At 59.4% G+C, this 25,562-nt stretch carries 24 protein-coding genes; 12 read left to right on the top strand and 12 right to left on the bottom strand.

What is annotated here, in order from left to right:
* Positions 1–46: 46 nt before the first annotated feature.
* Together FP026_RS14155 and FP026_RS14150 are read right to left on the bottom strand one after the other, a co-directional pair.
* Positions 47–859 carry a TIM barrel protein gene (locus FP026_RS14155; RefSeq protein WP_149635257.1) on the bottom strand — a complete coding sequence of 271 codons (813 nt, stop codon included), beginning with the start codon at positions 857–859 and terminating at the stop codon, positions 47–49.
* Between the two features lie 219 nt (positions 860–1,078).
* On the bottom strand, positions 1,079–2,107 hold the full coding sequence (locus FP026_RS14150) for a LacI family DNA-binding transcriptional regulator (protein ID WP_149635256.1): 1,029 nt from the start codon (positions 2,105–2,107) through the stop codon (positions 1,079–1,081).
* A 150-nt stretch (positions 2,108–2,257) separates the two neighbouring features.
* On the opposite strand from FP026_RS14150, the gene FP026_RS14145 reads away from it, so the two are divergent.
* From FP026_RS14145 to FP026_RS14125, 5 genes are all read left to right on the top strand, one after another.
* Positions 2,258–3,346 (top strand): fatty acid desaturase family protein, encoded by a 1,089-nt coding sequence (locus FP026_RS14145; RefSeq protein ID WP_149635255.1) that lies wholly within the window; start codon positions 2,258–2,260, stop codon positions 3,344–3,346.
* A 26-nt stretch (positions 3,347–3,372) separates the two neighbouring features.
* Positions 3,373–3,684 (top strand): MocE family 2Fe-2S type ferredoxin, encoded by a 312-nt coding sequence (locus FP026_RS14140; RefSeq protein ID WP_149635254.1) that lies wholly within the window; start codon positions 3,373–3,375, stop codon positions 3,682–3,684.
* Positions 3,685–3,694: 10 nt separating this feature from the next.
* The gene (locus tag FP026_RS14135) at positions 3,695–4,921 is read left to right on the top strand and encodes an NAD(P)/FAD-dependent oxidoreductase (RefSeq protein WP_149635253.1); all 1,227 of its coding nucleotides are present in this window, start codon (positions 3,695–3,697) and stop codon (positions 4,919–4,921) included.
* Positions 4,922–4,992: 71 nt separating this feature from the next.
* Positions 4,993–5,553, top strand: a complete 561-nt coding sequence (locus FP026_RS14130) for an NADPH-dependent FMN reductase (protein WP_149635252.1) — start codon at positions 4,993–4,995, stop codon at positions 5,551–5,553.
* A 129-nt stretch (positions 5,554–5,682) separates the two neighbouring features.
* A complete protein-coding gene (locus tag FP026_RS14125) occupies positions 5,683–6,564 on the top strand; it encodes a DMT family transporter (protein WP_149635251.1) in 882 nt (293 codons plus the stop codon).
* A gap of 113 nt (positions 6,565–6,677) precedes the next feature.
* On the opposite strand, the gene FP026_RS14120 is transcribed toward FP026_RS14125, so the two are convergent.
* The 8 genes from FP026_RS14120 to FP026_RS14085 all read right to left on the bottom strand — a co-directional run bounded on the left by FP026_RS14120 (position 6,678) and on the right by FP026_RS14085 (position 16,174).
* Positions 6,678–9,020, bottom strand: a complete 2,343-nt coding sequence (locus FP026_RS14120; RefSeq protein ID WP_149635250.1) for a polysaccharide biosynthesis tyrosine autokinase — start codon at positions 9,018–9,020, stop codon at positions 6,678–6,680.
* Positions 9,021–9,103: 83 nt separating this feature from the next.
* Entirely contained in the window at positions 9,104–10,009 is a 906-nt protein-coding gene (gene galU, locus FP026_RS14115; protein ID WP_149635249.1) for a UTP--glucose-1-phosphate uridylyltransferase GalU, read from the bottom strand.
* 4 nt (positions 10,010–10,013) lie between these two features.
* Positions 10,014–11,039, bottom strand: coding sequence for a glycosyltransferase family 2 protein (locus tag FP026_RS14110; RefSeq protein WP_149635248.1), 1,026 nt, complete (start codon positions 11,037–11,039; stop codon positions 10,014–10,016).
* A complete protein-coding gene (locus FP026_RS14105) occupies positions 11,036–11,974 on the bottom strand; it encodes a glycosyltransferase (protein WP_149635247.1) in 939 nt (312 codons plus the stop codon). The genes FP026_RS14110 and FP026_RS14105 overlap by 4 nt, the downstream gene beginning before the upstream one ends.
* On the bottom strand, positions 11,971–12,969 hold the full coding sequence (locus FP026_RS14100) for a glycosyltransferase family 2 protein (RefSeq protein WP_149635246.1): 999 nt from the start codon (positions 12,967–12,969) through the stop codon (positions 11,971–11,973). Before FP026_RS14100 ends, FP026_RS14105 begins: the two co-directional genes overlap by 4 nt.
* Positions 12,966–14,174 (bottom strand): glycosyltransferase family 4 protein, encoded by a 1,209-nt coding sequence (locus FP026_RS14095; RefSeq protein ID WP_149635245.1) that lies wholly within the window; start codon positions 14,172–14,174, stop codon positions 12,966–12,968. Before FP026_RS14095 ends, FP026_RS14100 begins: the two co-directional genes overlap by 4 nt.
* 106 nt (positions 14,175–14,280) lie before the next feature.
* On the bottom strand, positions 14,281–15,084 hold the full coding sequence (locus tag FP026_RS14090) for a glycoside hydrolase family 16 protein (protein ID WP_149635244.1): 804 nt from the start codon (positions 15,082–15,084) through the stop codon (positions 14,281–14,283).
* Between the two features lie 4 nt (positions 15,085–15,088).
* Entirely contained in the window at positions 15,089–16,174 is a 1,086-nt protein-coding gene (locus tag FP026_RS14085) for an acyltransferase family protein (RefSeq protein WP_246665343.1), read from the bottom strand.
* A 145-nt stretch (positions 16,175–16,319) separates the two neighbouring features.
* On the opposite strand from FP026_RS14085, the gene FP026_RS14080 reads away from it, so the two are divergent.
* From FP026_RS14080 to FP026_RS14070, 3 genes are all read left to right on the top strand, one after another.
* Positions 16,320–16,502 carry a hypothetical protein gene (locus tag FP026_RS14080; RefSeq protein WP_149635243.1) on the top strand — a complete coding sequence of 61 codons (183 nt, stop codon included), beginning with the start codon at positions 16,320–16,322 and terminating at the stop codon, positions 16,500–16,502.
* Between the two features lie 392 nt (positions 16,503–16,894).
* The gene (locus FP026_RS14075; protein ID WP_149635242.1) at positions 16,895–17,854 is read left to right on the top strand and encodes a glycosyltransferase family 2 protein; all 960 of its coding nucleotides are present in this window, start codon (positions 16,895–16,897) and stop codon (positions 17,852–17,854) included.
* A gap of 87 nt (positions 17,855–17,941) precedes the next feature.
* Entirely contained in the window at positions 17,942–18,886 is a 945-nt protein-coding gene (locus tag FP026_RS14070) for a polysaccharide pyruvyl transferase family protein (RefSeq protein WP_149635241.1), read from the top strand.
* A gap of 118 nt (positions 18,887–19,004) precedes the next feature.
* On the opposite strand, the gene FP026_RS14065 is transcribed toward FP026_RS14070, so the two are convergent.
* Together FP026_RS14065 and FP026_RS14060 are read right to left on the bottom strand one after the other, a co-directional pair.
* Positions 19,005–20,015: a glycosyltransferase family 2 protein gene (locus tag FP026_RS14065; protein ID WP_149635240.1), complete on the bottom strand. Its 1,011-nt coding sequence runs from the start codon at positions 20,013–20,015 to the stop codon at positions 19,005–19,007.
* A 101-nt stretch (positions 20,016–20,116) separates the two neighbouring features.
* Complete coding sequence (locus tag FP026_RS14060) at positions 20,117–20,407, bottom strand: exopolysaccharide production repressor protein (RefSeq protein ID WP_149635239.1); 291 nt, start codon at positions 20,405–20,407, stop codon at positions 20,117–20,119.
* 741 nt (positions 20,408–21,148) lie between these two features.
* Between FP026_RS14060 and FP026_RS14055 the strand changes: the two genes are divergently transcribed.
* The 4 genes from FP026_RS14055 (at position 21,149) to FP026_RS14040 (ending at position 25,495) form a co-directional block, all read left to right on the top strand.
* Complete coding sequence (locus FP026_RS14055) at positions 21,149–21,829, top strand: sugar transferase (protein ID WP_149635238.1); 681 nt, start codon at positions 21,149–21,151, stop codon at positions 21,827–21,829.
* Positions 21,830–21,914: 85 nt separating this feature from the next.
* Positions 21,915–23,189, top strand: coding sequence for a polysaccharide biosynthesis/export family protein (locus FP026_RS14050; RefSeq protein ID WP_149635237.1), 1,275 nt, complete (start codon positions 21,915–21,917; stop codon positions 23,187–23,189).
* Positions 23,190–23,198: 9 nt separating this feature from the next.
* Complete coding sequence (locus tag FP026_RS14045) at positions 23,199–24,494, top strand: O-antigen ligase family protein (protein WP_149635236.1); 1,296 nt, start codon at positions 23,199–23,201, stop codon at positions 24,492–24,494.
* A complete protein-coding gene (locus FP026_RS14040) occupies positions 24,491–25,495 on the top strand; it encodes an acyltransferase family protein (RefSeq protein WP_149635235.1) in 1,005 nt (334 codons plus the stop codon). Before FP026_RS14045 ends, FP026_RS14040 begins: the two co-directional genes overlap by 4 nt.
* Positions 25,496–25,562 lie beyond the last annotated feature (67 nt).

Genomic DNA, 25,562 nt, shown 5'->3' with positions numbered 1-25,562 from the left:
GGCCAGTCGTCCGCGGATATGAGTTGCCCGCGGACTACCGCATCGATCAGAGCTGGCCCGTAATATAGGCCATGCTCTCCTTGAGAGCGGCAACCGGCTCCTTCAGGGCATGGACTGTCGGGGCAAAAGGCTCGAAGGATGCCGGACCGACATAGCCGGCAGCGATCAACGCCCGCAGTTGACCGACATTGTCGAGGCGATCTTCGGCGTCGACGAGAACGCGATGCGGGTCGCGCATATCGGCAACCGAAACATTGGGATCGCTGACGCCCGAAATATGGACGAGACCCGTCAGCTCGGGGAAAATTGCGGCCTCGCCGGCAAGATGATGGTGGAAGGTATCGTGAACCAGGCAGAAGGTGGATTTCGCGCCAAGCTCTTCGATCGCGGCGGCCGCCTCGCTCTTCAGGCGCAACGAGCAGATCTCGAAGCCGAGCGGCTCTACGAGACCGATGATACCGACTGCTTCCAGCATCGGCTTCAGCGCCGATAGCGACTTGCGAAGATTGGCGCGGCGCACCTCCGGATCGCCGCCGCTGCCATCATTGACCGGAACGAGAACGAGTGCCCTGGCGCCGCAATCGCGCGCATAATCGATCAGCTCCGCCGCCTCCCGGGCGCGCTCGTCGTTCCATTCATTGAACCGCTGCAGCGCGTTGATGGAGATGATTGTGACGCCTTCGCGCGCCGCAAGCTCCTTGACGGCCGTTGCCGGCGTGCCGTCGAGGATCGCATTTCCGGCAAGATCGTTGCGGATCTCCACATTATCGATGCCGAGCCCTTTCGCAGCGGCGAAGAACGCTTCCAGCTTTAGGGACGGCGCGCACATATGATTGAGCGCGAAGCGAATGGAACTCATGATGGGCACTCCTCCTCAAGGCGTCCGGCCGCAAGAGACATTCCAAATAGCCGCGCCTGCTTCTCGAAGGACTAGCCACATTCATGTCATTCTTCCATCGGCCCCAACCATCATTCTTGATAGAATTCTCGGCGAAATGATGAAACTCCATCATAAATGCTAGAGCAATTCCGGGAAAAGTGCATAGCGGTTTTCCGTCCGGAATTGCGTAGAAACGCTCTAGATGTTTTCCGAAACAAAGATTTCAAAAGGCAGAAAGCTTTGTCCCGGCACGGCCGCCTCATCGCTTTCGACGGACTTGATCATCAGGCTCATCAGCTCCTTGCAGAGCGCCGGCAATGGCGTTCCGATCGCCATGGCGACGACGTCGTCAGCCAGAGCCGCCTTCGATTCCGGCGTCAACTCGTTGACGACGGCGATCAGCTTGCCCGATAAGCGCTCTTCGCGAATGGCGGAAATGGCGCCCTCCATGCCGCCACCGCAGACGTAGAAACCGATGAGATCGGGGTGCTTCTGCAGGAGATCGAGCGTCGCCTCATGGGTGATCTCCGGCGTGTCGAGATTGATCAGCGTATCCAACACCTCGAATTCCGGGGCATTTTCGCGAAAATAGCTGCGAAAGCCGATTTCACGCAGCTCATGGCCGAGGAAGCGATGGCTGCCGACGAAACAGGCGACCTTGCCCGGGCACCGCGCCGAGCGCGCGATGATCCAGGCCGCCGTGCGCCCGACTTTGCGGTTGTCGACGCCGATATAGCCCTGGCGTGCCGTGGTGGAGAAGTCAGACAGCAGGGAAAAGACCGGAACGCCTTTTTCCTTGAGCTCTTCGATAGCCGCCGTGACGGCCGGATAATCCGGCGCGACAAGGGCAACGGCCTGACTGCGAGCAGCCATCGTCTTCAATTTCTCGACGATCGCCGTCGGCGTCGACGCGGTTACGAAGTCGACCTGTGCATTAATGCGCGCGGTCGTGACGGCCTGCGCGGCTGTGGCGATCTCCTTGGCGAAAGCCTGATAGAAAGCCTGAACCGGCTTCTGCAGGACGAAACCCAATCGATATTGCGGCAGGTCCTCGAAGACACGCTGACGCAGCAGACCGACGGCGTGATAGCCGATTTCCTGCGCCGCCTCGTAGACCCGCCTTGCCGTTTCCTCCCGCACGCGATGGCGGCCGTTCAGCACGCGATCGATCGTCGCGACGCTGACGCCGGATGCCTTGGCAAGATCCGATATGGTAGGGCGACGCATGGCTACTCCTGAGATATATCATCATTCATGACGTCAGAGTTTGATATGTTTTGATAGATTCCATCATTCATGCATTGAGGCAAGCGAAAAGTCGATCTATCGTTTTCGGCATCGAGGGCGGTGCGCTGTTGCACATCGCGGGAGGCAGGAATGACGACGATAATCAAGCGTGACTACGATCTGCTCGGCGCAAGCGGCAGGCTGGCGGTGGAGACCGGACTTGCGGCTGCCGAATGGTATCACACGGATATCGCGCGCAAAGACATGAAGGCGCTGATGCAGCGCTCGGACGCGCCTGGTATCCGCGACACCCTCATCTGGCTCGGCAGCATGGTCGTCTTCGCAGCACTTGGTGTCTACTTCTGGGGATCCTGGATCTGCATTCCCTTTTTCTTCGCCTATGGCGTGCTCTACGGCTCAGCCTCCGACAGCCGCTGGCATGAATGCGGCCACGGCACCGCCTTCAAGACGCGCTGGATGAACGACGTGGTCTATCAGATCGCCTGCTTCATGATCATGCGCAATCCGGTCACCTGGCGCTGGAGCCATGCGCGCCACCACACCGATACCGTCATCGTCGGCCGCGACCCGGAGATTGCCGTCATGCGGCCGCCGGATCTTCTTCGCCTCATCCTGAATTTCTTCGGCATCCTCGACGCCTGGTACGCGATGGTCGACATGCTGCGCAATGCTAGCGGTGTTGTCAGCGCCGCGGAAAAGAACTTCATTCCCGAGATGGAGCAGCCGAAGGCCATTCGCATCGCCCGTATCTGGCTCGCCATCTATGTCGTAACAATTGCAACCGCGATCGCCATGGGCTCGATCCTGCCGCTGATGCTGATCGGGCTGCCCCGGCTTTATGGAGCCTGGCATCACGTTCTGACCGGCCTGCTGCAGCATGGTGGCCTTGCCGACAATGTCATCGACCACAGGCTGAATAGCCGCACCGTCATGATGAACCCGGTGAGCCGCTTCATCTACTGGAATATGAACTACCACGTCGAACATCACATGTTCCCGATGGTGCCCTACCACGCGCTGCCGAAGCTGCATGCGATGATCAAGCATGACCTGCCGGCCGCCAATCCGACCATATGGTCCGGCTATCGCGAGATGATACCGGCATTCCTGCGGCAATTGCGCAACGAGGACTATTTCCTGAAGCGCGAGCTGCCGCCGACAGCGCGACCCTATCGCGAGGAATTCCACGGCGAGCTATCGGCTGCCGCCGCTCAATAAAACCGGACATGCAAAGGGAGGAAAACATGAGCAATTGGATCGAAGTCTGCGCCGCTGACGCGATCGACGAAGAGGACGTCATCCGCTTCGACCATGACGGGCGAACCTTCGCCGTCTATCGCAGCCCCGAAGACGATTATTTCGCCACCGACGGCCTGTGCACACATGAGAAGATCCATCTCACGGACGGCCTGGTCATGGACAACATCATCGAATGTCCCAAGCATAATGGCCGCTTCGACTATCGCACCGGCGAAGCCAAGGGTGCTCCGGTCTGCATTAATTTGCAGACCTATCCCGTCAAGGTCGAGAACGGCACCGTCTTCATCGGGCTCTGAGGAGGCAAGCATGGCGAATTTCGTCATTATTGGAGCTGGAGAATGCGGTGCACGTGCCGCCTTCGCGCTTCGTGAAAAGGGATTTAGTGGCGATATCACCCTTATCGGCACCGAACCGCTCGCCCCATACGAACGCCCGCCGCTTTCGAAAGGCGGATCGAGTGAACCGCCCGAGCCAAAGTTTATCGCCCTTTTGGAGCATTACCGGGAGCAATCGATCGACCTGAGGCTCGACACGACGGTGACAGCGATCGATCCCGCCATAAAGACGATCAGGCTCGCGGACGGAGAAGCGCTCAGCTACGATAAGCTGCTGCTTGCAACCGGAGCCTCGGCACGCGGCTTTCCCGGTGTCGACGGTGTATCGCAGCGCATCCGCGTGCTGCGCACACATGCGAATGCCGTGGCCTTGCATGCCGCTCTTTACCCCGGGCAGCATATTGCCGTTATCGGCGGCGGTTTCATCGGCCTTGAGCTGGCGGCAACGGCGCGCACGCGCGGTGCAGACGTCACCGTCATCGAAGGCCAGCCGCGTGTATTGAAGCGGGGGGTGCCAGAAGCGATCGCCGAAGCGATTACGCAGCGTCATCGCCAGGAGGGCGCCGATATCCGCTGTGGCCAGGTCATCGAAGCCATACAGGAAGACGCCGGCAAGGCGATGGTCAGGCTGAGCAACGGCGAAACAATCTCCGCCGATCTGCTGCTCGTTGGCATCGGCGCCTTGCCGAACGTCGCGCTTGCAGCCGGAGCCGGGCTTGCGATCGACAACGGTATTGCCGTCAACGAGCGGCTGGAAACCTCCGTTGCCGACATTTATGCGGCAGGCGACTGCTGCTCGTTTCCGTTGGCGCTTTACGGCGGAAGGCGTGTGCGCCTCGAATCCTGGCGCAATGCGCAGGAGCAGGCAAACCTCGCCGCCGCCAATATGCAGGGAGAAGGCGCGGAAATATCCGCCGTGCCATGGTTCTGGTCCGATCAATATGACCTGACATTGCAGATCGCCGGCCTGGCGGATGAGGCGGTCACTCATGTGCGGCGCGACCTTGATGACGGGGCCTTCATCCTCTTCCATCTTGGTGTTGACGGGCGGCTGCTTGCCGCCAGCGGTATCGGCCGCGGCAATGCCATCGCGCGTGACATCCGCCTCGCCGAAATGCTGATCGCGGCGCGTGCGCATCCGGATCACACCGCGCTGTCGGCAAGCTCCGTCAAGCTGAAGTCATTGCTTGCTGCATAAGATCGCCGTAGGACCTTGACGAAGGACGCCGAAGCATAAATGTCTTCCCCTCACGGCAAACGGGGAAAGCAATGAAGATACTCGGCATTTCAGGCAGCCTACGCAAAGGCTCTTTCAACACGGCCCTGCTCCATGCAGCGGTAGAACTGGCGCCAAGCGGCGTCGAGCTGATCGCCCGCACCATCCATGGCGTGCCGCTCTATGACGCCGATCTCGAGGCAGCGGACGGCATTCCGGAAAAGGTGCGGGAACTTAAGGAGCTGGCCATATCGGCCGATGGGCTGATCCTGTTTACGCCGGAATACAACAACTCGCTTCCGGGCGTATTCAAGAACGCCATTGACTGGATGAGCCGCCCCTCTACCGATATCGCCCAGGTCTTCGGCGGAAAGCCGATCGCCGTTCTCGGAGCCTCGCCCGGCAATTTCGGCACGATCCTCAGCCAGAACGCCTGGCTGACGGTTCTGCGTACGTTCGGTGCCGATGCATGGTTCGGCGGCAGGCTGATGGTGTCGCGGGCCGGCAGCGTCTTCAATGAAGAAGGCGAACTCATTGATGAGAAGGTCAAACACAATCTGACAACCTTCATCGAAGGTTTCAGCGCCTTCATCGCGGATCGCAAGAAAGGCTGACGGCTGCTATCCGGCGGGACCGGAAGGCAAATATTGATCCTATGATTGAAACGGCGAATAGCCTAATGTGACCGTGGCGCCGGGTTCCGGCGCCTCCGGGGCCTTGCACATCTTCTTCCTTCGAAAATCATGAAATCCAATAGAGCCGGTTACGTCTTCACGCTGTTGGCCATCAGCATCTTCGCCATACAGGACGGTATATCCAAGCATCTCGTCAGCGCCTATCCGCCGCTTCTCGTGGCAATGATCCGCTATTGGGCCTTCATGCTTTTCGCCATCGCCATGGCCTCGCGCGCACCCGGGGGCTTGCGCCGTAACGTCAGGACCAAGCGGCCTATCCTGCAGATTGCCCGCGGCCTACTGCTCGCGGCACAGATCGTCGTCGCCATCTCATCCTTCGTCATCGTTGGACTGGCTCACTCCCAGGCAATCTTTTCATCCGGCCCGCTGATGGTGGCGTTACTGTCCATACCGATCCTCGGCGAGAAGGTCGGCTGGCGGCGATGGCTGGCGATCTGCTTTGGCTTCGTCGGCGTTCTGCTGATCCTGACGCCGGAAAGCGGCGTCTTCGACGCGCGTTTCCTGGTGCCGCTATTCGGCGCACTGCTGTTTTCGCTCTATGTCGTCCTCACCCGCTATGTCAGCCGCGAAGACGGCGCCATGACCAGCTTTTTCTATACGGGCGTCGTCGGTGCTGTCGCGATGAGCTGCATAGGGCCATTCTTCTGGACGACGCTCGCGCCCCATGACTGGATCTTCATGGGCATACTCTGCCTGACGGGCGTATCGAGCCACTATTTCCTCATTCGCGCCTACGACCTGCTCGACGCCGTGGTGATCCAGCCATTGACCTATCTGCAGCTCGTCTTCTCCGCCATCATCGGCGTTGCCATATTCGGCGAAAAACTGAGCGCGCCCATGATCCTGGGCGCGCTCATCGTCGTGGCGGCGGGCATATTCACGATCTGGCGTGAACATGCCTTGGCAAGGGCCCGGCTCAAGGCCGGCTAGAGCAATTCCAGGAAAAGTGCAGAGCGGTTTTCCGTCCGGAATTGCGAGAAAGCAAAGGGATAGAGCGGTTCAGAGATTCCGTGAAAAGCTGAACCGCTCTAGGTATGAGCGAACTACGCGTCCACCTGGGCGCGCGGCTGCGGCTCGGTGTAGTAGCTCACATATTTCTGCCGATAGCGCTCCGTTCCGCCGAAATCACTGTAGCGCGGCAGTTCCGACATGTCGGTCTTGTTCAGGATGACGCCGAGGATACGTGAGTTGATCTGCGGCTCCTGCTCAAGCACGTCGCGAACCAGATTGGTCGGCGTCGCACCCCACTCGGTGACGAGCAAGAACGCATCGACCTGTGGTGCGAAGGCCTTCGCATCGATGATCGGCCCGAGCGGCGCGAGATCGACGACGATATAGTCGAACATCTTGCGCGCATTTTCCATGAGCTGCTGCATGCCCTGCGACGACAGCAGTTCGCTGGTGTGCAGCAGCTGATCGCGCACCACGACCGGCAGGATGGCAAGCTTGGTGCGTGGATCGACCTTCACGGCATTCGTCCAGGGAACTTCGCCGAGCACGGCTTCGATAAGCCCGGCCTGCGGCGGAGACTTCAGCGTGCGGCTGAGGCCCGGATTGCGCAAGTCGGCGTCGATCAGCAGCGTGCGCTTGCCGCTGCTGGCAAGCAGGGCGGCGAAATTGGCTGCTGTCGTCGACTTGCCCTCGCCCGGCAGCGCCGAGACGACGCCGATCACGCGGTCCGCGCGACCTTGCAGCATGACATCGCTGGCGAGTTTGGCGTTCCTGAGGGTCTCCGCGAAGATCGAGCGCGGCGCCTCGACCGAGATGCGCATCATCCGCTCGAAGGTAACGCCCTGCTCCGCCTCCTCGGCGGTCGCAGGCTCCTGACCGACATTCCCCTTGCGCCGCTTCTTCTTGCCGCTCGCCTGTTGGCCGAGCAATGGCAGATAGCCAAGGAACTTTAATCCAAGCGCGGAGCGCACGTCGGCTTCGACGCGGAAGAACCGATCGCGGAACTCCTGGAATGCGGCCACGCCGCAACCGACCATCAGCCCGAGGATCACGGAAAGCGCCATGACAAGCGTCTTCTTCGGGCTCGACGGCGCTGTCGGCACGCCGGCAACCGAGATGACGCGCGCCTTGGCGATCGGGAAGGATCGCTGCTGGCTCGCCTGCTCGAAGCGCCCAAGGTAGGATTCATAAAGGCCTTTCAGCGCCGTCGCCTTCTGGTTCAGCTCGTTCAGGTGAACCAGCGACTTGTTGGCTTCGGAATTCTTGCCGACGACATTTTCGATGCTTTCGCGCAGCGATGCTGCCCGAGATTGCGCCACATCATACTCGTTCTTGTAGCTCGCGGTGAGCTGCTGAAGTTCCTGGTAGATCTGCCGCGTGATGTCCTGCCGTTCGGCGTGAAGCGCAACGGCCTGCGGATGGGTGGCGCCGAAATTCTGCGTGATGTCCTGTTCGCGTTTTTGGACCGCGAGGTAACGCGTCTTCAGATCCTGCAACACCGAATTGTCGGTCGAACTCGACGAGATGGTGGCATTCTTGACGGCGTTGTCGGGACCTTGGTCGATGATCGACTTATATTGATTATAGCGCGCGGCAGCGCTGGCCGTATCGGCCTGGGCGATAATCAGCTGCTTGTTTAAATCGGAAATCTGCTGTTCCGACATCAGCTCGCCACCGGTCGAGGTCAGCCCATTGTCGGCCTTGTATTTCTCGACTTCGAGCGAAGCCTCCTGCGCGCGCTGGCGCAGGTCGTTCAGACGTTCCTGCAGCCAGACGGATGCACGTTCGGTCGCATCGAAATTGGCGTTCAGCTGATCGGTCAGATAAGCGTTTGCATAGGCGCTCGTGATCATGGCGGCGAGCCGCTTGTTGGTTGAACTAAAGGAGACGGCGACGACCGAGCTTCGCGTGACGCGCTCGACCTTGAGGCTCTCCTGCAGGACGGCGGCGACTTTCTGCCGCTGGGCCTCGCGTTGCTCTTCGGGTGTCATCGGCGGACGGGCCGGCGTAAAGACGCTGACGATCAGGCCGATACCGGATTTGAGCAGCGCCGCAGGCGACATCGGCGGATTGAGCAACGTGTTATTGTCGGCAAGACCGGCCGTATCGACGACACGCAGCGCCATCTCGTTCGATTTCAGGATTTCGACCGCGCTGGCGATTTCCATGTCCGCCTGCTGGCTGCTGGCCGCGGGCGGCTGATCCTCCGCATATTTCGTCATGTTTTCGTCGAGCAATATCTGCGTCATCGAGGTGTAGCTCGATGTGGCGGTCAGCAGGTAGGCGACAGCCAGAATGACGAAAGCGGCCACGGCGAAAATAATGGTGCGGATGCGGCGCCCAATGACCGCCATCAACCGATCGAGATCGATGAAGCCATCCTGCGATTCCGCTTGCGGAAGAGCGCTGTGGAAAGTGAAGTTCTTCTGATGCATGGCGACCACCTTGTCGGAGAAGCCTGAATGAAAATAAGCCAGGCCTGCGGCCTTCTCGGCCGCAGGCCACGATGTGAACAGGCTTAAGCGGCGGTCATCTGCGCTTCGTGCGAGACGACCAGGTTGCGGATCGAGTCATAGACCAAGCCGCCGATATCGGCGCGAGCCAGCGCGAAGGCGACATTCGCCTCGATGAAGCCGTGCTTGGACCCGCAGTCGAAAGTGCGTCCGTTATAGACCTGGGCATGGAAGGACTGCGTCTCGGAAAGGCGCAGCATGCCGTCGGTCAGCTGGATCTCGTTGCCGGCACCACGCTCCTGACGGGCCAGAATGTCGAAGATCTCAGGCTGAAGAATATAGCGGCCATTGAGGTAAAAGTTTGAAGGCGCCTCGGACGGGTGAGGCTTTTCGACCATTTTGGTCACGGCAAAGCCGTGCCGAACCGCAGCGCCCTTGCCGATGATGCCGTATTTCGACGTCTCTTCCGGAGCGCATTCCTCGACGGCGACAATGTTGCCGCCGACCTCGTTATAGAGCTCCATCAGGCCGGCCATGCAGCCGCGCATGCCGTAGCACAGCATATCGGGCAAAAGCAGCGCAAAGGGTTCGTTGCCGATCAGGTCGCGGGCGCACCAGACGGCGTGACCGAGACCGAGCGGGGCCTGCTGGCGGGTAAAGCTGACGGCGCCCGCCCGCGGCAGAAGGCGCTCCAGCTCGGTAACCTGATGGCTCTTGCCAGCCCGCTGCAGGGAGGAAATCAGCTCCGGCGTGTCATCGAAATGATCTTCGATCGCCGACTTATTGCGGCTGGTGACGAAGACGATGTGCTCGATGCCGGCTTCGATGGCTTCATCGACGGCATATTGCACGACCGGACGATCGACGATCGTCAGCATTTCCTTCGGCATTGCCTTGGTGGCGGGCAGGAAGCGTGTTCCGTTGCCAGCAACCGGAATGACTGCTTTTCTCACACGATGCTTGGGGTCCATGGCTCTATCCTTTGTTAGAGTGAGGGCCTGCGCCCATATTGGGCAGGGGCGAGGTAAGTTGGGAGGTAGGCGTCGCCTGGCCGCCGCTCCGCAGAGATGCTGCCAGGCGACGAAAACGGGCAAAGATCGGCATGCTGAGATGGCGCACCGCCCGAGGGTTGAGGCAGGCGATCTTCAGCATGGTCTGCAGCTCGCGCTCCTTGATGCTGTCGACCAGCTTCAGGAATGCGATGACTTCCTTGAGATTGCGCGTGCGCCGCCGCTGCGCGGCAAGGGCCGCCGCACCGAAGGGATGTTCGGCGAAGAACCTGGCATCGGCGGCAAGCATGGCCTCCACATGTTCCTTTTTAAGAACACGCGAGATCGAGCCATCGCGAATATAATAGAGGTAGCCCACCATCGGCTCGACGACACAGGCGCCGCCCCGGGCAAGGGCGGAAGCAAGGAAAATATAATCCTCGCCGATCCGCAGGGTTTCATCGAAACGCAGGCGATGCTTCTCGATGAAGGCACGCTCGAAGACCGGCTTCATATAGCCGAAATTGTGTTCCGAACGGAAAATCATGTTCGAGGCGATGAATGTCGCCAGCGTCAGCAGCGGAATGCGCGCCAGCATCGCCTCGGGGAACATCGGAAGCGTCGTTCCGACGTCCTCGCGAATGACGTCGAGATTGTCGACCGCGATCTGCGCCTCGGCCTTTTCCGCCCGGGCGATCAGGCGCGCCATGCGGTCCGGCCGCAGGGCGTCATCGGAATCGAGCACGGCTGCCCAGCGACCGCGAGCCGCGTCCAGGCCGGCATTGCGGGCAGCGCCCGGCCCGCCATTGCGGGCCATGGCGACGAGACGAACACGTGGATCGGGATGGTTGCCGGCGATCTCCCGCGTTCTATCCGTCGAGCAATCGTCGACGACGATCACTTCCATGCTGACGGCGCCCTGCGCCAGCGCGCTGTCGATGGCGCGCTCGAGGGTTTCCTCGGCATTGTAGGCAGCGATGACGAAGCTGACATCGGGGATGAAATCCGTCATTGCGGCGCCTTCTCCAGACTTCCATATTGCTCGATTTCGCGAACTCCGAAGAGGCCGCTGACGACACCGGCATGCATGATGCCGCGCAGGCCATAGCGATGCCGCTTGATGGGAGAGGCCGCGAGCAGTGCGGCAGCGGCAAAACAATAGGCGGATTTCGTTCCGGCGAGCGCAATCGCGCGCCAGCGTCCGAAGCCGGTCGCGGCCTCCAGCAACATGCGCCCATGCGTCTGGCCCATCCGATACCGGCGCTTCGACAGCCAGGAAACGGTGGCGCGCTTGTTGGGAACGGGTTCGTAGACCAGCGCATCCTCGGCATAGGCGATCCTGCCGCCCGCCTTGTGCATATGGATGAAAAACTCGGTGTCTTCGCCGCCGCTGCGGCCAAGCGCGATGTTGAAACGCCGTCCGGCAAGCGAAGGCGCGCCGCGACGCAGCAACACATTGCAGGTGTAACCTGTGACAATCTCTCCCTCCACCCAGACAGGCAAGGTCGAATGGAAATCGCCGCGTCGCATCCAGGCGGGCGCGCTATTCGCGTAGACCGCCTGGACGGGGCCGAGAACGGCATCGGCGCCGGTCGTGTCGGCCGTGATGAGCAATTCCGCCAGCCAATCTTCCGACGCCGTCTCGTCATCATCGATGAAAGCGATGAAATCGCCGCTTGCATGATCCAGGCAGGCATTGCGGGCAATCGAGATGTTCGATGCCGGGCAATGGACATAGACGATCTCAAAAGGCACGGCCGAACGCATGGCGTCGACACGACCGCGCGCGCTTGGCGTGACATCATTGTCGGCGACGATGATGCGGACAATCGCGCCGGTGGGAATGGCAAGCACGGCGAGCGACAGCAACGTCTGGTCAAGCTCTGCCCGACGGTAGGTGCAAACAGCGATATCGATCCTTATCGGGCGTCGATGGACTTGTGTCATGACGCGATCCTGCGATTGCGGAAGCTGAAGACTTCCATCCAGAACCCCATCGACCAGGCGAAATGCATGACCATGGCCGAGATGGCGGCGAGCGGGCCGTAAGGGTTCTTCTGGCCGAGAGCGATCCAGAAGCCGTAAGCGATGCAGGCGACGGCCCAAAGGCCGACGGGAATGACCGCAATCCAGTTGAGCACGGCCAGGAAGGCGCCGATGAAGATCGGCACGACCGCCAGCGGCAGCATCTGGCGCAGGCTCGGCAGGCTGCGATGCTTGAGGATATTGCGCGCGCGGCCACGGCCGTAGCCGAGATACTGCTTGAAGAGCGTCGGGACGCTGGCGCGCGGATAGTAGGTCATGGCCGTCTTGTCCGTGAGCCAGATCCGGAACCCTGCCTTGTGCAGCCGGTAGTCCAGCTCGGCATCTTCGTTGTGGCTGAAGGTCTCGTCGTAGCCGCCTACGGCGCGGAAGGCGGCGACCCGCATCAGCGCATGGTGCCCATGCTCGGCCCAGTGGCCCTTGGCGCCTTCGCGATGTTTCGAGCCGCCGTTGCCGAGCTTGGAGTTCTGCGCCACGGCCGTCGCCTTCTGGAAGGCGCTGAAGCCCATGGTGCGCATGGCGACGACAACGGAATCAGCGCCTGTGGCGCGGGCTTCCTGAGCCAGTGTCTGGCAGTAATCGGCCGGATAGTCGCCATGAGCGTCGATACGGATGAAATAATCATAGTCGTCGCCGAAGGTTTCCATGGCGAGATTGATGGCGGCACTCTGCAGCCGCTTGGGATTGTCCAGCAGCAGGATGCGCGGATCTTTCACGGCAATCTCCCGGACGATTTCGCGCGTGCGATCGGTGCTGCCGCCATCAGCCACCACGATCCTGGCATCGAGTTCGTCCAGAGCCTGCCCGAGCTTGTCGATCAGCGGCTCGATGTGTTTTTCCTCGTTGAGGCAGGGAATAACGATTATGCAACGCGTGTCCCCTGAACTTCCGTTCGTCATTGCAATCCACCTCTATTGCGATGCAGTTGTGAGAGGGCCTTTATTTCGGCGATCTGTTCGTTAGCGCGCGTCAGCGACGCCAGCCGCTGCACCAGACCATGACAATCGGCGCGATCGATCATCCACTGCTTGCGATCCTGCGACGCCACGGCGTCGAAGGCGGCAACGTAACGTTGCTCGTCCATCCCGCCCAAGAGTGCCGCCAGCTGCGTGGCGTCGGCCGCATCGAGCGTAAGCCCGATCTTTCGGCTTGCCAGAAAGCGTGCCGTCTCGGTGCCCTCGATGGCGATGGGCACGGCACCGTAGAGGCCACCCTCGTAAAGCCGGTTCGGCAGCAGCCAGCTCGAATTGAGGCCCTCTTCGAAGAAGTCGATCGCCCAGGAAAACTGGACATCGTTGTAGATCGCCTGAAGGTCCTCGGGATTCTTGTAGGCGCCGGCAAAATGCATGAACGGCGCTTTGCGCACGAAGCCATCGAAGTCGTCAAACTCCGAATAAGCGGGCCGGCCCCGCAGCACGATCTCGAAACGCCCGTCCATCCGGCGGGAAAATTCATCGAGCAAGGTCAGCGACTTCCGGCAGCGAAGCGCGCCGAACCAGCCGATCTTCCATGGCTTGCCTGCAGCCGGCGGGCGGACAACCGGCGCGACGGCGCTTGCCGCAGGTTCAAGTGCGAGCACCTTGTTTTCGAGCAGCATAACCGGCAGACGCAGGCCGGAACGCGGCCGGAAGTAGCGCTCGACAAAGGCGGGAGAACTGGTGATGAGCAATGCCGCCTGCGAACCGAAATGGCGCTCGGCGCTGCGAAGTGCGCCACCCACCACATCATTGCGCAGCAGCAGCCGATGGATATCGAGGCATTCATAGACAATCGGCATATCGCCGCCGAACACGGATTTGGCGCGATTGGCCAGCGTCAGCATCTCGAGATTGCGGCCGATAATGACATCCGGTCTTGCAACGGAGCGCAATGCGCCGCGCAGCTTCGCCGCCGATCTGGCCACCGCGGCTACACGTTGCGCAAACTGAGCGTCCTGCGTCTTGCCGAGCTCGATCGGTTCGACGCCATGGATGGCGGCAAGCGCGTTGTCGTCGCGCCGGAAGCCCGCCAGCGTCACGAGCGCCCCGCCGGCCTGCAGCATCAGCACCCGCCTGCGCACAGCCGGATCGGCAAGATCGTGAACGAAATAAAGAATATGCAGCATCAAAGTATCCGCTTTTGCGCCCGGCCGAAACCGAGCGCCTGGTATGGTTGGTGTTGCATCCTGGCATCGCAACCGACCGCGCAAGGCACCGCGCGACCGGTCAGGTTCAATCGATCTTGCAGGTGATCGATTCCGGGAAGAGGCATTTCTCGCCCGCTGCGGTAAAGGCAACGCGCTTGATCTGCATGGCGGCCGGCTGGCCGGAATAGGCAAACTTGCCCATCCAGGCACTCAGCGTGTCCGTGCCCCAGAGGCTGAAGAAAATCTTCTGGGCATTGGTCGGGATCTTCGAAGGATCGGTGACCTCCTGAACCAGCTTGCCGTTCACATAGTAACGCAGGCGGTCCTTTTCCCAGACGAAGGCATAATCGTTGAAACCCTGATCGGCACCGCCGGCAACCGGCACCAGCTTCTCGTTGCCGCCCTTGGCCGAGATATATTGGTTGACCTGGACTTGACCGGGATTCTTGCCAAGCACTTCGAAATCGATCTCGTCATGCGGCTTCTTATCGGTCGGGCCGATATAAGTGAAGAAGGCGGAGTTGAGGCCAGATCCGGCAGCGGTACGATAGCGCGCCTCGTAGGTGCCGTAGCCGTAGCGCTTGGTGGTCTGAATTTCGCCGCAGGCGTAGTCCCGCTGACCGGTCTTGGACTGGATGAACTGCAGCTGCAGCATTCCGTCCGTAATGCTCACCTGTTTGCGCGACCAGGTGCAATTCTGAAACGGCCCATTGTTCCAGCCGTCCGAGATGTACCAGCGGCTGGTGTCCAGTCGCTCAAAATTGTCGACGAAGGATCCCGCCTTCGGCTGATCATCCTGCGCGGACACGGCCTGCGGCAGGAAGCAGGCACCCAAAAGGGCGATTGAGACAAGACCAAGTCTTTGCGCGTAGCTCTTCGATGTCGTCATGGCATCACCTTTGCTCGGAACGCGCACGCCGATCTTCGGCGGCGCGGATCTGGACGGCACGGGCTTCGGCCAGTGGGCGCGTCCGGCTGCCGGTCAGCAGGTTATAGAGGCTTGGCATGGCGGAACGCGCCATGCCATTCGTCAGGGGCAGCAGCAGCAAGGCAAGCGCTGCCGCCAGAAGATAGAAGATCGGGTAAAGTTCGCTGCCGCCGCGCTTCCAAAGAACCCAGAGACAGAAAAGCAGCGGATAATGGGCACAGAAGATCCAGAAGCTGAGGCTGCCGGTTCCAGCCAGCCTCTGCCCGATACGGCTGCGGATGAAGATCGACGATAGCGCCCAGAACCCTGGAATGCCGACGATCACCATCAGATTGCGGCAAACCTCGAGCCACAAGGGCAAACCGGGTCCTGCCATATAGGCGGCGGTTGCCAGAAGTGCCGCAAGCGCAATGAAGCCGGGACCGATCAGCGCGACATAGCGATCCATGGCCGTCACGTCGACGCGATAGAGGCTGAGATAAATCCCGAAGCTGAAGCTGAAGAGGATCGAGTTCCGCAGCACGATGCCGATCGATACCGGCCATGCTGCGATGAGAAGCAGGAAAACCAGTGTCAGCAATGGCGCACGGCTGATGAGAAAAGCAAGGATTGGCGACAGCAGGATGCAGACGAAAAGATCGCGCAGGAAGTAAAGCGGCAGATTGATCGGCGTGCCGTCGATCGCAAACAGAAGAGTCGATAGCGTATGCGGAGTAGATTCCGACAAGTCAGGCAGATATCCATCGCCAATTCCGTAGTACTGGAGGATAAGGACGGACACAAAGAACGCACTATTCCACAGCATGAAAGGCAGAATGACTGTCTTTGTCTTTCGGCGAATAATCTTCCCATAGTCTAGCGATGTCGTGCCTTGGCGAAACAACAGGTAACCTGAAATCGCGCTCAGGCAGGGCACGCCGACGCGGAACAGGCTGTCACGAAGGAACACCCGCAGCCAGTCGAAAACGCCATATGCGCCGTTGAACGGGCTGGTACGCATATCGAACGGTATATGGACAAAGATGATGCCCGAGATGAGCACGATACGCATGAGGTTTATCCGCGAAGACACGTTGGCAGTCACATTCACGATGTCTGTCACCTCTTCTTCGTGCTGCATCCCCCCTTGCAGCTATTTCGTTCAGAGCATTGCAGAGCTCGCAAACGTAACCTAGGGCGATCTTTGGAAAGGGAATATGGCGGCGCAGCAAAAATGGGCGAAAAATGATACTCCACACCGCGTTGGAACAACCCTTTTGGACCGCTCGAAAGCTCAAACAATTGCTTTGCGCAGGAGAAAAATCGTGTGGAAAAAAGGGTTTAAGGAAAACTGGGCATTTTTTAATGCCGACTTCACGCAAGGTTTTCAGCGTAGCTAGATTTTTACCGGAGGGTGAAGATTTTTTGCAGCGCAGCAGAGTTTGCAGTGCGAAGCATGACCAAAATACGACACTATTGCAATCGATATGGGAATATCGATCCGCACCGCTCTTCTCATGGGTGTAATGCCGTCCAATCCTGAGAACCAATGTGTCACAATAGATCACTAGGGGGCAATTCGGCATCGCGCATCCGGCAGGGATAAAGTTTGAGAAATCTCCGCCTTCGACATTGCTCCCTACCGAATGGACGCTACCTGTTGGCGTCGCGGCGGCATCCATCACCGGGCAAACAGCCGAAGATTGGCGATGGATGCAGCCGAGAAGCCGATGGTTACGTCCCCGGGGATGAGGCCGCAAACTCTTGGATTGAAAACCGTAAAGGCGGGAAAATGGCGTCTCTCACGATTGTTATTCCGTTCTATCAGAAGCAACCGGGCGTTCTGCAGCGCGCCTTGAAATCGATATCCCGGCAGACGTTTCAGGATTTCGACATTCTCGTCGTCGATGACGCATCGCCGCTTCCGGCGGAAAAAGAGCTGCAGTCGCTGGGCGCCGACGAGCGCGCCCGCATCCGTGTCATTCGTCAAACCAATGCCGGACCGGGCGGGGCGCGCAATACCGGTCTCGACAACGTGCCGGCCGCCAGCCGCTTTGTCGCATTCCTTGATTCCGACGATGAATGGGCACCCGAGCATTTGAGCAATGCATTCGGGGCACTGACACGTCATGACGCCGATTGCTATTGGGATTCCATCGACGGAGGCGAAGAGTTCTACTATCATTTCAGCATCGCCGAACTCGCAAAGTCAGCCGATATCGTGCGGCTGTCGGACAAGCCGGCCGTCATCGAGATCCCGAATGTCGCCAGCGTCATGCTGCAGGACTGGAGCTTCCTGCATATGTCCTGCATGGTGATCGGCAGACCTCTCTTCGAAAAGGTGCGCTTCGAGCCTACGCTCCGGCTGGCGGCGGAGGATGTCCTTTATTTCTGCGACTGCATTCTGGCGGCCAAGCGCGTGCTGTTATGCGAAAACGCCGGCGCGCTGCGTGGCGAGGGCGTGAACATTTTTCACAGCATCGACAATGATTCCCCGCAATTCCTGCGTCAGCAGTTCAACACCTGGACGGCGCTCAACACGCTGGAACAGCGATTTTCACGCCGACCTCAGGATGTCGCTGCCATCCGCCTTTACAAAAATCGCGCCCGTCGCCAGGCACTTTGGAGCCAGGCGCGGCAACTGCGGCAGCGGCGCCTGCCGCAATTTGGATTGCTCGCGAAATGGGCCTTGCGCGACCCCGCAATTTTGCAAAGCGCGATGCAGCTTGCCGTCGGCAAACTTGCGCCCTAGATTTTGCACCGCAGCATAAGCTGTGCATGCCGCATCCAAGAGCCATCGGCATGTCCCCGTTATCGTTTGGTCAGCAAGGAGTCCTGCATGAAGCCGTTCCACTGGGAATCCACCCATGGCAATTTCGGTGACGATCTCAATCTCTGGCTCTGGGATTTCCTGCTTCCCGGCCTTCGCGACGTTCATGAAGAAACGTTGCTGGTCGGCGTCGGAACCGTTCTCAACACGGAAATCCTGCCAACCGACGGACGCAAGCTCGTCATCGGCAGCGGCTTCGGCTACGGTTCCCTTCCCGACATGCGCGACAGGTCGCAATGGGACATCCGCAGCGTCCGCGGCCCCCTGACGGCGGAAAAGATCGGCTTGCCAGCCGAAATGGGCATCGTCGATCCCGCCGTGCTGGTGACGGAAATGCCGGAATTCCAGAACATTTCCAAGAACGGCCGGCGCACCTTCATACCGCATTGGGAATCGGCTGCCGCCGGCCTCTGGCCCGAGATCTGCAAGACCGTCGGCCTTTCCTATCTCGATCCCCGTGGCGAGGCGAAGGCCGTGATCCGCGAAATCGCAGCCTCCGAGCTGATCGTCGCGGAATCGATGCACGGCGCCATCCTTGCCGATGCCTTTCGCGTTCCGTGGATCGCGGTCAGCTCTTCGCGATCCATCAACAGCTTCAAATGGAACGACTGGGCACGCTCACTCGGCGTGACCTATGCGCCCAAGCACATCCCCGTTTCCACCCGCGCCGAAGCGATCGCCAAGGGCGCCAAGTTCTGGGGCGTCGGCTTCGAACGCAGCAAGCAAGCTGCCGCCGAACTCGAAAAGCAGCGGTACGGGGAAAATATCATGCTTGCCGATCCCGAGCAGACCACGTTCCGGGTCATGGCAAAGCAGGCGCTTGCCGTGCCTTCGGCCCTGGCTCTCTGGCAGGCCAGCAAGGCAAAGCCGCAGCTGAGCAAAGACGCAACACTTGCAGCCTGCAAGGAACGCCTGCTCGGCGCGATCGAAGGCGTGCGACGCGATTATCTCTAAAGCTATTCTAGGAATAGGCGCGCAGCGGTTTTCCGTCCGGAATCGCGAAAAAACAAAGAGATAGAGCGGTTTGGCGATTCCCTGAAACGCTGAACCGCTCTAAGTTTCCGAGCGATCCCTATTCCGGAGCGGCCTGCAGGAGATAGCGCAGGCCGTTCGCACCGGAATGGGCGATGGGCGCACCGCCACGCTTGCGGAAACGCTCCGTCTTGTCCGCCAGGATGCCGCCGGCGATCGCCGGAACGGCGACGGGATGCGACAGCACATAGGCCGCAGCCGAGAACAGGCCGGATTGCGATTTGATATCGAGGAAATGCCGCAACTCGTAGCGGTCGCGAATATGCTGCTCGTGGCGGCGGATCACGGCTGCATCCGCCGAAGAAAGGCCGCCCTTGGCAAGGATGGCCCGGTCGGCCTCATAGAGCCGCCGTAGATCCTCGGTCCTGTGGCTGCCGCTCAGGGAATCGCTGCGCACGACCGCGCCATAGCCGCAGCTATGGATGATCTTGTAGCGCGCGGCTTTGGCCAGCGCGCGCACATAGAGATCGTAGTCTTCGCCAAGGCGCAACGCTTCGTCATAGCGCAGGCCATGCGCATCCAGAAAAGACCGCCGCATCAAGGGCTTGAGAAAACCGATCTCGCCGCGACGCACGCCCCGCTTGGAAATATTGCCCTCGACGAAGGCAACGAGATCGAGAAAGCGCGGCTTCGCATCGAAGTGATCGAGCCTTGCATGGGCATCCGGAACCGTATCGGCATTGACGAAGGCGATATTGTCGGCGACGAAATCCCAATCGTCGGCGGCAAGCAACGAGGCGAAACGCCCCGGGAAGAAGAAATCGTCGGCATCGAGAATACCGATCAACGGAGCCTTGGATATCTCGATCGCGTGATTGCGTGCGGCCGCCGGACCGCGGTTCTTCTCGAATTTTCGGATTGTCAGCCTGCCGCTGTTATCGTCGGCGCTGGCGGCCGCGGCAGCGGTTCCGTCCGTCGAACCGTCATCGATGACGACGACTTCAGCCACTTCCGGCTCCCGAAGAGCCGAGGCGATAGCCAGCCCGATGGTATCGCTGGCATTTTTTGCGGCGATGATTACGCAGACGCCTTTTTCTGCACTGTCGGTCACGTCAGCCTCCAATGGTTCTGCCGGAGACTTAGGACATGGCTTCGATCCGACAACCGCCGGACCGGCAAAAGATCTGCCTGACAACTCGACTTAGGGCCGACTTAAGGTTTGAACGGCTCGGAGCGCTTGAAATTGGATGGGGAAAGGCTACCGACCTTCGTATCCTCCTGGCCCGGCGCGAGCCCCTTGTCTTCGGTCAGGAAGGCATGGCGCGACCTGCGCTCTTTCCAGACGAGATAGAGCACACCGAGAAAATAGCCGATCTGCAGGAGGACGGCACAGATGATCGTTTCGATCAGCGTGGTCCAAACAGAATTCGTCAAAAAGTACGTTGCGATGGCAAATACGATCAGCGTGCCCAACATGCTGACAAAAACGCGCGGCGCGTACATAATCTTACCTCGCCCGCTGAGCTATTATGGAAAATGCGATCAAGGTCTTTCCTCCCTTATCAGACCCTAACACCAAATATATTTTATGATTCATTGAGATTCAACCAAGTCACAGTGATCCGTTGCGAATTGAGACGATCCTAACGCTGCGCCTGTTAAAACTACGCCTCGATTATAATTACAATTGAATTTGTTCATCTTTCTCTTTGCAATTATATGGATACGTAGCGCCAACATACAATTATTGCGACAGACGCGGTCGGCCATATGCCCCTGGCTTCCTCATCAATTCAATCAACTTTTATTACAAAGTCCTGGAAAAGCCGCTATCAGTATGTGCACCGCAAAACATTGCTGCACTGCAATATATCCTGTGAAGAAGTCAGGATGGCATCAAGATAGCATATAGCTGAAGCGAGAACGACCAGAAGCTTTCGAAACCAATGATAATGAACAACTTACTCTTCACCACCTATAATGTCCTTAGAAACTGTCGACTATGGGGCAACAGAGCTATCAACCTTGCCATTATACGAGGTTTGATACAGTACAACCCATCCATTCTTGATCACTGATTTAAACCAACTCACCATTGATGCGGTAAATATATACCGCCATGCCATATCGCTACAAAAGTTTGGCTTAAAAAGTCCAATTCCCAACCTACACTCCGTTCATCCCGGCTCTAGTTACGCGTCCGAGCATTCCCGACCAATCGTCAACATGAATGGAGTTTTCTCTATGAAATCTGCGACGAGATCGGCCACATCGGCTTTTTTCAGCGCCGCGGAAAGCGACGTCTTTCCGCCAACTGGTGGAGTATTGAAACGTGTTTTCGACGTCTCTACCGCAATGACCGCTCTAGTTCTCATCAGCCCGCTCTTCCTGATGCTGATGCTGCTGGTGAAACTTACAGACCAGGGTCCCGCCTTTTACGGCCATCGCCGCGTCGGCCATAGTGGCAAGAGCTTCCGCTGCTTGAAGTTCCGCACCATGGTCGTCAACGGTGACAAGGTTCTGCAGGCCCATCTGCAAGCCAATCCGAAGGCAATGGAGGAGTGGCGCGCAACGCGCAAGCTGCAGGATGACCCTCGCGTCACCGTCGTCGGCGCAGTGCTGCGCAAGCTCAGCCTCGACGAACTGCCGCAGCTGATCAACATCATCCGCGGCGAAATGAGCATCGTCGGCCCGCGACCGGTCGTGGAGGACGAGCTCGAGCTCTATGAGACCGCCGCGATCTATTATCTGCAGTCCCGCCCCGGCCTGACCGGTCTATGGCAGGTCAGCGGCCGCAACGACGTCTCCTATGCCAGCCGTGTCGCCTTCGACACGCATTATGTGAAGAACTGGTCGCTCAGCAGCGACATGAAGATCATCGCCAAAACCATTCCTGCGGTCTGCCTCTCGCGCGGCAGCTATTGATGATGACCGGCAGATACCGCGGGTCATCTCCTGCGGTTTTCCCGCGCTCGGCGGGGCTGCCAACCACTAACAGGGAAGATCCTGCATGATTGAATTTCGGCCTTTCAAGAGGCTTGTTCGCGTGAATACATCTCTTCGATGCGCAGCTTTCGTCGCTCTCAGCCTTTGCGCAGCGTCCGTCTCGGCGTCAGCCGACAATCTGCCCGGATATCATCTGGGCGTCATGGACAAGCTGCATGTGCGCGTTGCCGAATGGCAGACCGCAGAAGGCGCCGTTCGCGACTGGTCCTCGATTTCAGGCGACTACACAGTAGGCCCCTCGGGCTCGATCTCCGTTCCTTTCATTGGCGACATGCCCGCGATGGGCAAGACCACGGACCAGATCGCAGAGGCCATCGGCCTCGGGCTGCAGAAGCAGTTCGGCCTGCGTGATCGCCCCTCGGCTTCGGTCGAACTCTCCCAGTTCCGCCCGATCTATCTTTCAGGCGAGGTGCAGAATCCGGGCGAATATCCCTTCGCGCCCAATCTCACCGTGCTCAAGGCCGTCAGCCTTGGGGGCGGCATGCGTCGCGCCGATGCCGGCCAGCGTTTTGCGCGGGATTTCATCAATGCAAAGGGCGACGCCGTCGTCTACATGGCCGAGCGCGGCCGCCTTCTGATGCGCAAGGCGCGCCTGCTGGCCGAACTGGCCGGCAAAGACGAAATCGACGTTCCCCCGGAACTCAAGCAAACGCCGCAAGCAGAAAGTGTGCTTGCAAGCGAGCGGGCGCTAATGCAGACCCGCGCCGAGCGCATGAGGAACCAGCTGAAGACCCTGGAAGATCTGAAAACCCTTCTGCAGAACGAAGTCGAAGCGCTTTCGAAAAAGAACGAGACGCAGAGCCGTCAGCTGGACTTGGCAAAGGCCGACCGCGACAAGGTCGAAAGCCTAGCCGAACGGGGGCTTGAACTTGCCTCCCGCCGGATCTCCGCTGAACAGCGCGCATCCGATCTGGAGGCCACCCTTCTCGATACGGAAACGGCGTCGCTGAAAGCCAAGCAGGACATCAACAAGGCCACCCAGGACGAGAATACCGTGCATAACGATTGGCAGAGCTCGCTGGCCAAAGATATGCAGGATACGGATACGCAGCTGGAAACCCTGCAGCTGAAGCTCTCGACCAGCCAGTCGCTGATGCAGGAAGCGCTTGCCCAATCCTCGGATGCAAGCAATCTCGATCCTAGCGGCCAGAGTGTGAGCATCTCCTACACGATCATTCGCGACGAGAACGGCCAGTCGAAGGAAATCCAGGCCCAGGAGAATACGCAGGTATTGCCCGGTGACCTCATCAAGGTCAGCACCGGTCTTGCCATGCGATAAGGGAAGTCGATGCGGATAGCCAAATCGATCTTTGTTCGTCCAGGCAGCAACGTCACCTATGGCACGGTGGCGATTGCTCTCTCCTTCTTCGTTTTCGCCTATTCCTCGCGTTTCGGCCAGCCTTCGATCCTGCTCTATTACGCGCTCTGGTTCCCGCTGGTCATGATGGACTATCGCAACGTGCTCGGCAGCTACCAGAAGCAGCTCTGGCTTTTCGCCTTCGGTGTTTTCACCTGCCTGTCGATCTTCTGGTCGGTCGTGCCCTCCGTGACGGCGCGCGCGGCGATCCAGTATATGACGCATATCTTCTGCGCCCTGGTTGCCATGCGCACGCTCGATATCCGCACGCTGGCACGCGGCGCGATCGCCGGCACCAGCATCGTGCTCATCTATTCGATATTGTTCGGCTATTATGCCTATGATCCGATCGATGGAACCTACAGCTTCGTCGGCGCCTTCGACTCCAAGAACCAGCTCGGCTTTAATGCCTCGATCGGCATCTATTTCGCCTTTACCGCCGTCTTCGTTCTTGGCGAACGGCGAATCTGGATGCTGGGCGCGGGAATTGCCGGCCTGCTATCCGCTTATTGCCTGCTTGCCTCGCAATCGGCAACCTCTGTGCTGACGACCGGGCTGGTGGTGGTCCTATGCGTGAGCCTGCGCGTAATCCTGTACCTGTCGCCCAGACAGCGCAAAAGGCTGTTTGTGACCGTGGCCGTCTCCGGCGTTGTCCTCGCGGTTGCCGGCGTCTATCTCGGCGCGGTCGACCTTGTGCTCGGCGCCTTCGGCAAGGATTCCACGCTCACCGGACGTACCTATCTCTGGCAGCAGGGCATCGCCGCCGCGCAGCAGAACCTCTTCTTTGGGGTAGGCTATCAGGCTTACTGGGTCCAGGGCTTCTCCGAGCCCGAGCGACTATGGGATGAGTTTTTCATCGCTTCGCGAGCCGGTTTCCATTTCCATAATACCTATATCGAGACCGCGGTGGAAACCGGGCTCATCGGCGTATTCCTGCTCGCCTCGATCCTGCTGACGGCCTTCATCGGCCATATCAGCCGCTTCCTGAGCGACATCAGAAACGATGAATCCTACATCCTTCTGGGTGTCGCTACCCTCTTACTGATCCGCTCTTTCGTAGAGATCGATATTCTAAATCCGTACCATGTCGGCTCCTTCCTGTTCTATTTCACGGCAGGAAAACTCTCCATGCGAGCGCGAGCGCGCCTAAACGCGCCACTGCCCGCCGGCGATGACCGGATGCAATTCGCGACGCCTGTAAACTGGGAGCCGCGGACGGGCCAATGAAAACGCTCTACGGTATCCAGTATCTTCGTGCCTTTGCCGCACTCGCCGTGGTGTTCTTCCACGCCGCCGAGCGCAGCGGCGGCCATTTTCGCATCGGGGCTGCCGGCGTCGACGTCTTCTTCGTCATCAGCGGCTTCATCATGTGGACCATGAGCGAACGCCGTCCCGTCACGCCGCTGCGCTTCGTGCTGGATCGGCTGCAGCGCATCGCGCCGTCCTACTGGATCGTCACGGCCATCATGATCGGCGGGGCAGTCGTCGGCCTGTTTCCGAACCTGAAGCTGACGACAAGCCATATTTTCGGTTCGCTGCTGTTCATTCCTCTCCGCTCGCCAAACGATAGCAACGAGATCTGGCCGGTCTTGGTTCAAGGATGGACCCTGAACTTCGAGATGTTCTTCTATGTCATCTTCGCGGCCTGCCTGTTCCTGCCTCAGCGCCTGCGTCTCGGCAGCCTCATCGGCGTCTTTGTCGCCTTCGTCATCGCCGGTGTGATCATCCATCCGCAATCGCCGTTGCTTGTCACCTATACGAGACCGATCATTCTCGAGTTTGTGGCGGGCGCGGTTCTCGGGCAGCTCTGGCTGAAGGGAAATATCCCGGGATTCGGCCTCGGCCTTGCGCTCATGGTCGCGGCGATTGGCGGCTTTGCGGCCATTGAAATTCTTAGCCTCGAATTCAACGAGATAACCTGCGGTCCGCTCGCCATAGCGTTGGTACTGGGCATGGTCTCGGTCGAGCGCAGCGGTAGGCTGCCGCAGATTGCGCCGCTCACCTATCTCGGCAACGGCTCCTACTCCATCTATCTGTGGCATACGCTGGCAATCTCGGTCGTGGTAAAGCTCGCGGCATCGACACCGATCCCGTCCGATGTGGTCGCCTTCCTCGGCGCTATAGCAGGCACAGTGCTCGGGATATTTGCCTATGAGCTGGTCGAAAAGCCGCTGCGCAACCTCTTGCGGAACTTCAGCTGGCGAAGGGCCCGCCCCTCGCCAGCCTGATCGCAGACCGACCACCGGATTGGTGGCAATGGACCGGAGCGGTTCAGCTTTTCACGAAATCTCTGAA

It is taken from the genome of Martinezella tropici (assembly GCF_008370325.1).
GTDB classification, from domain to species: domain Bacteria; phylum Pseudomonadota; class Alphaproteobacteria; order Rhizobiales; family Rhizobiaceae; genus Rhizobium; species Rhizobium tropici_B.
The sequence above is the reverse complement of the archived record's forward strand: the minus strand, read 5'-3'. Positions and strand labels throughout refer to the sequence as shown.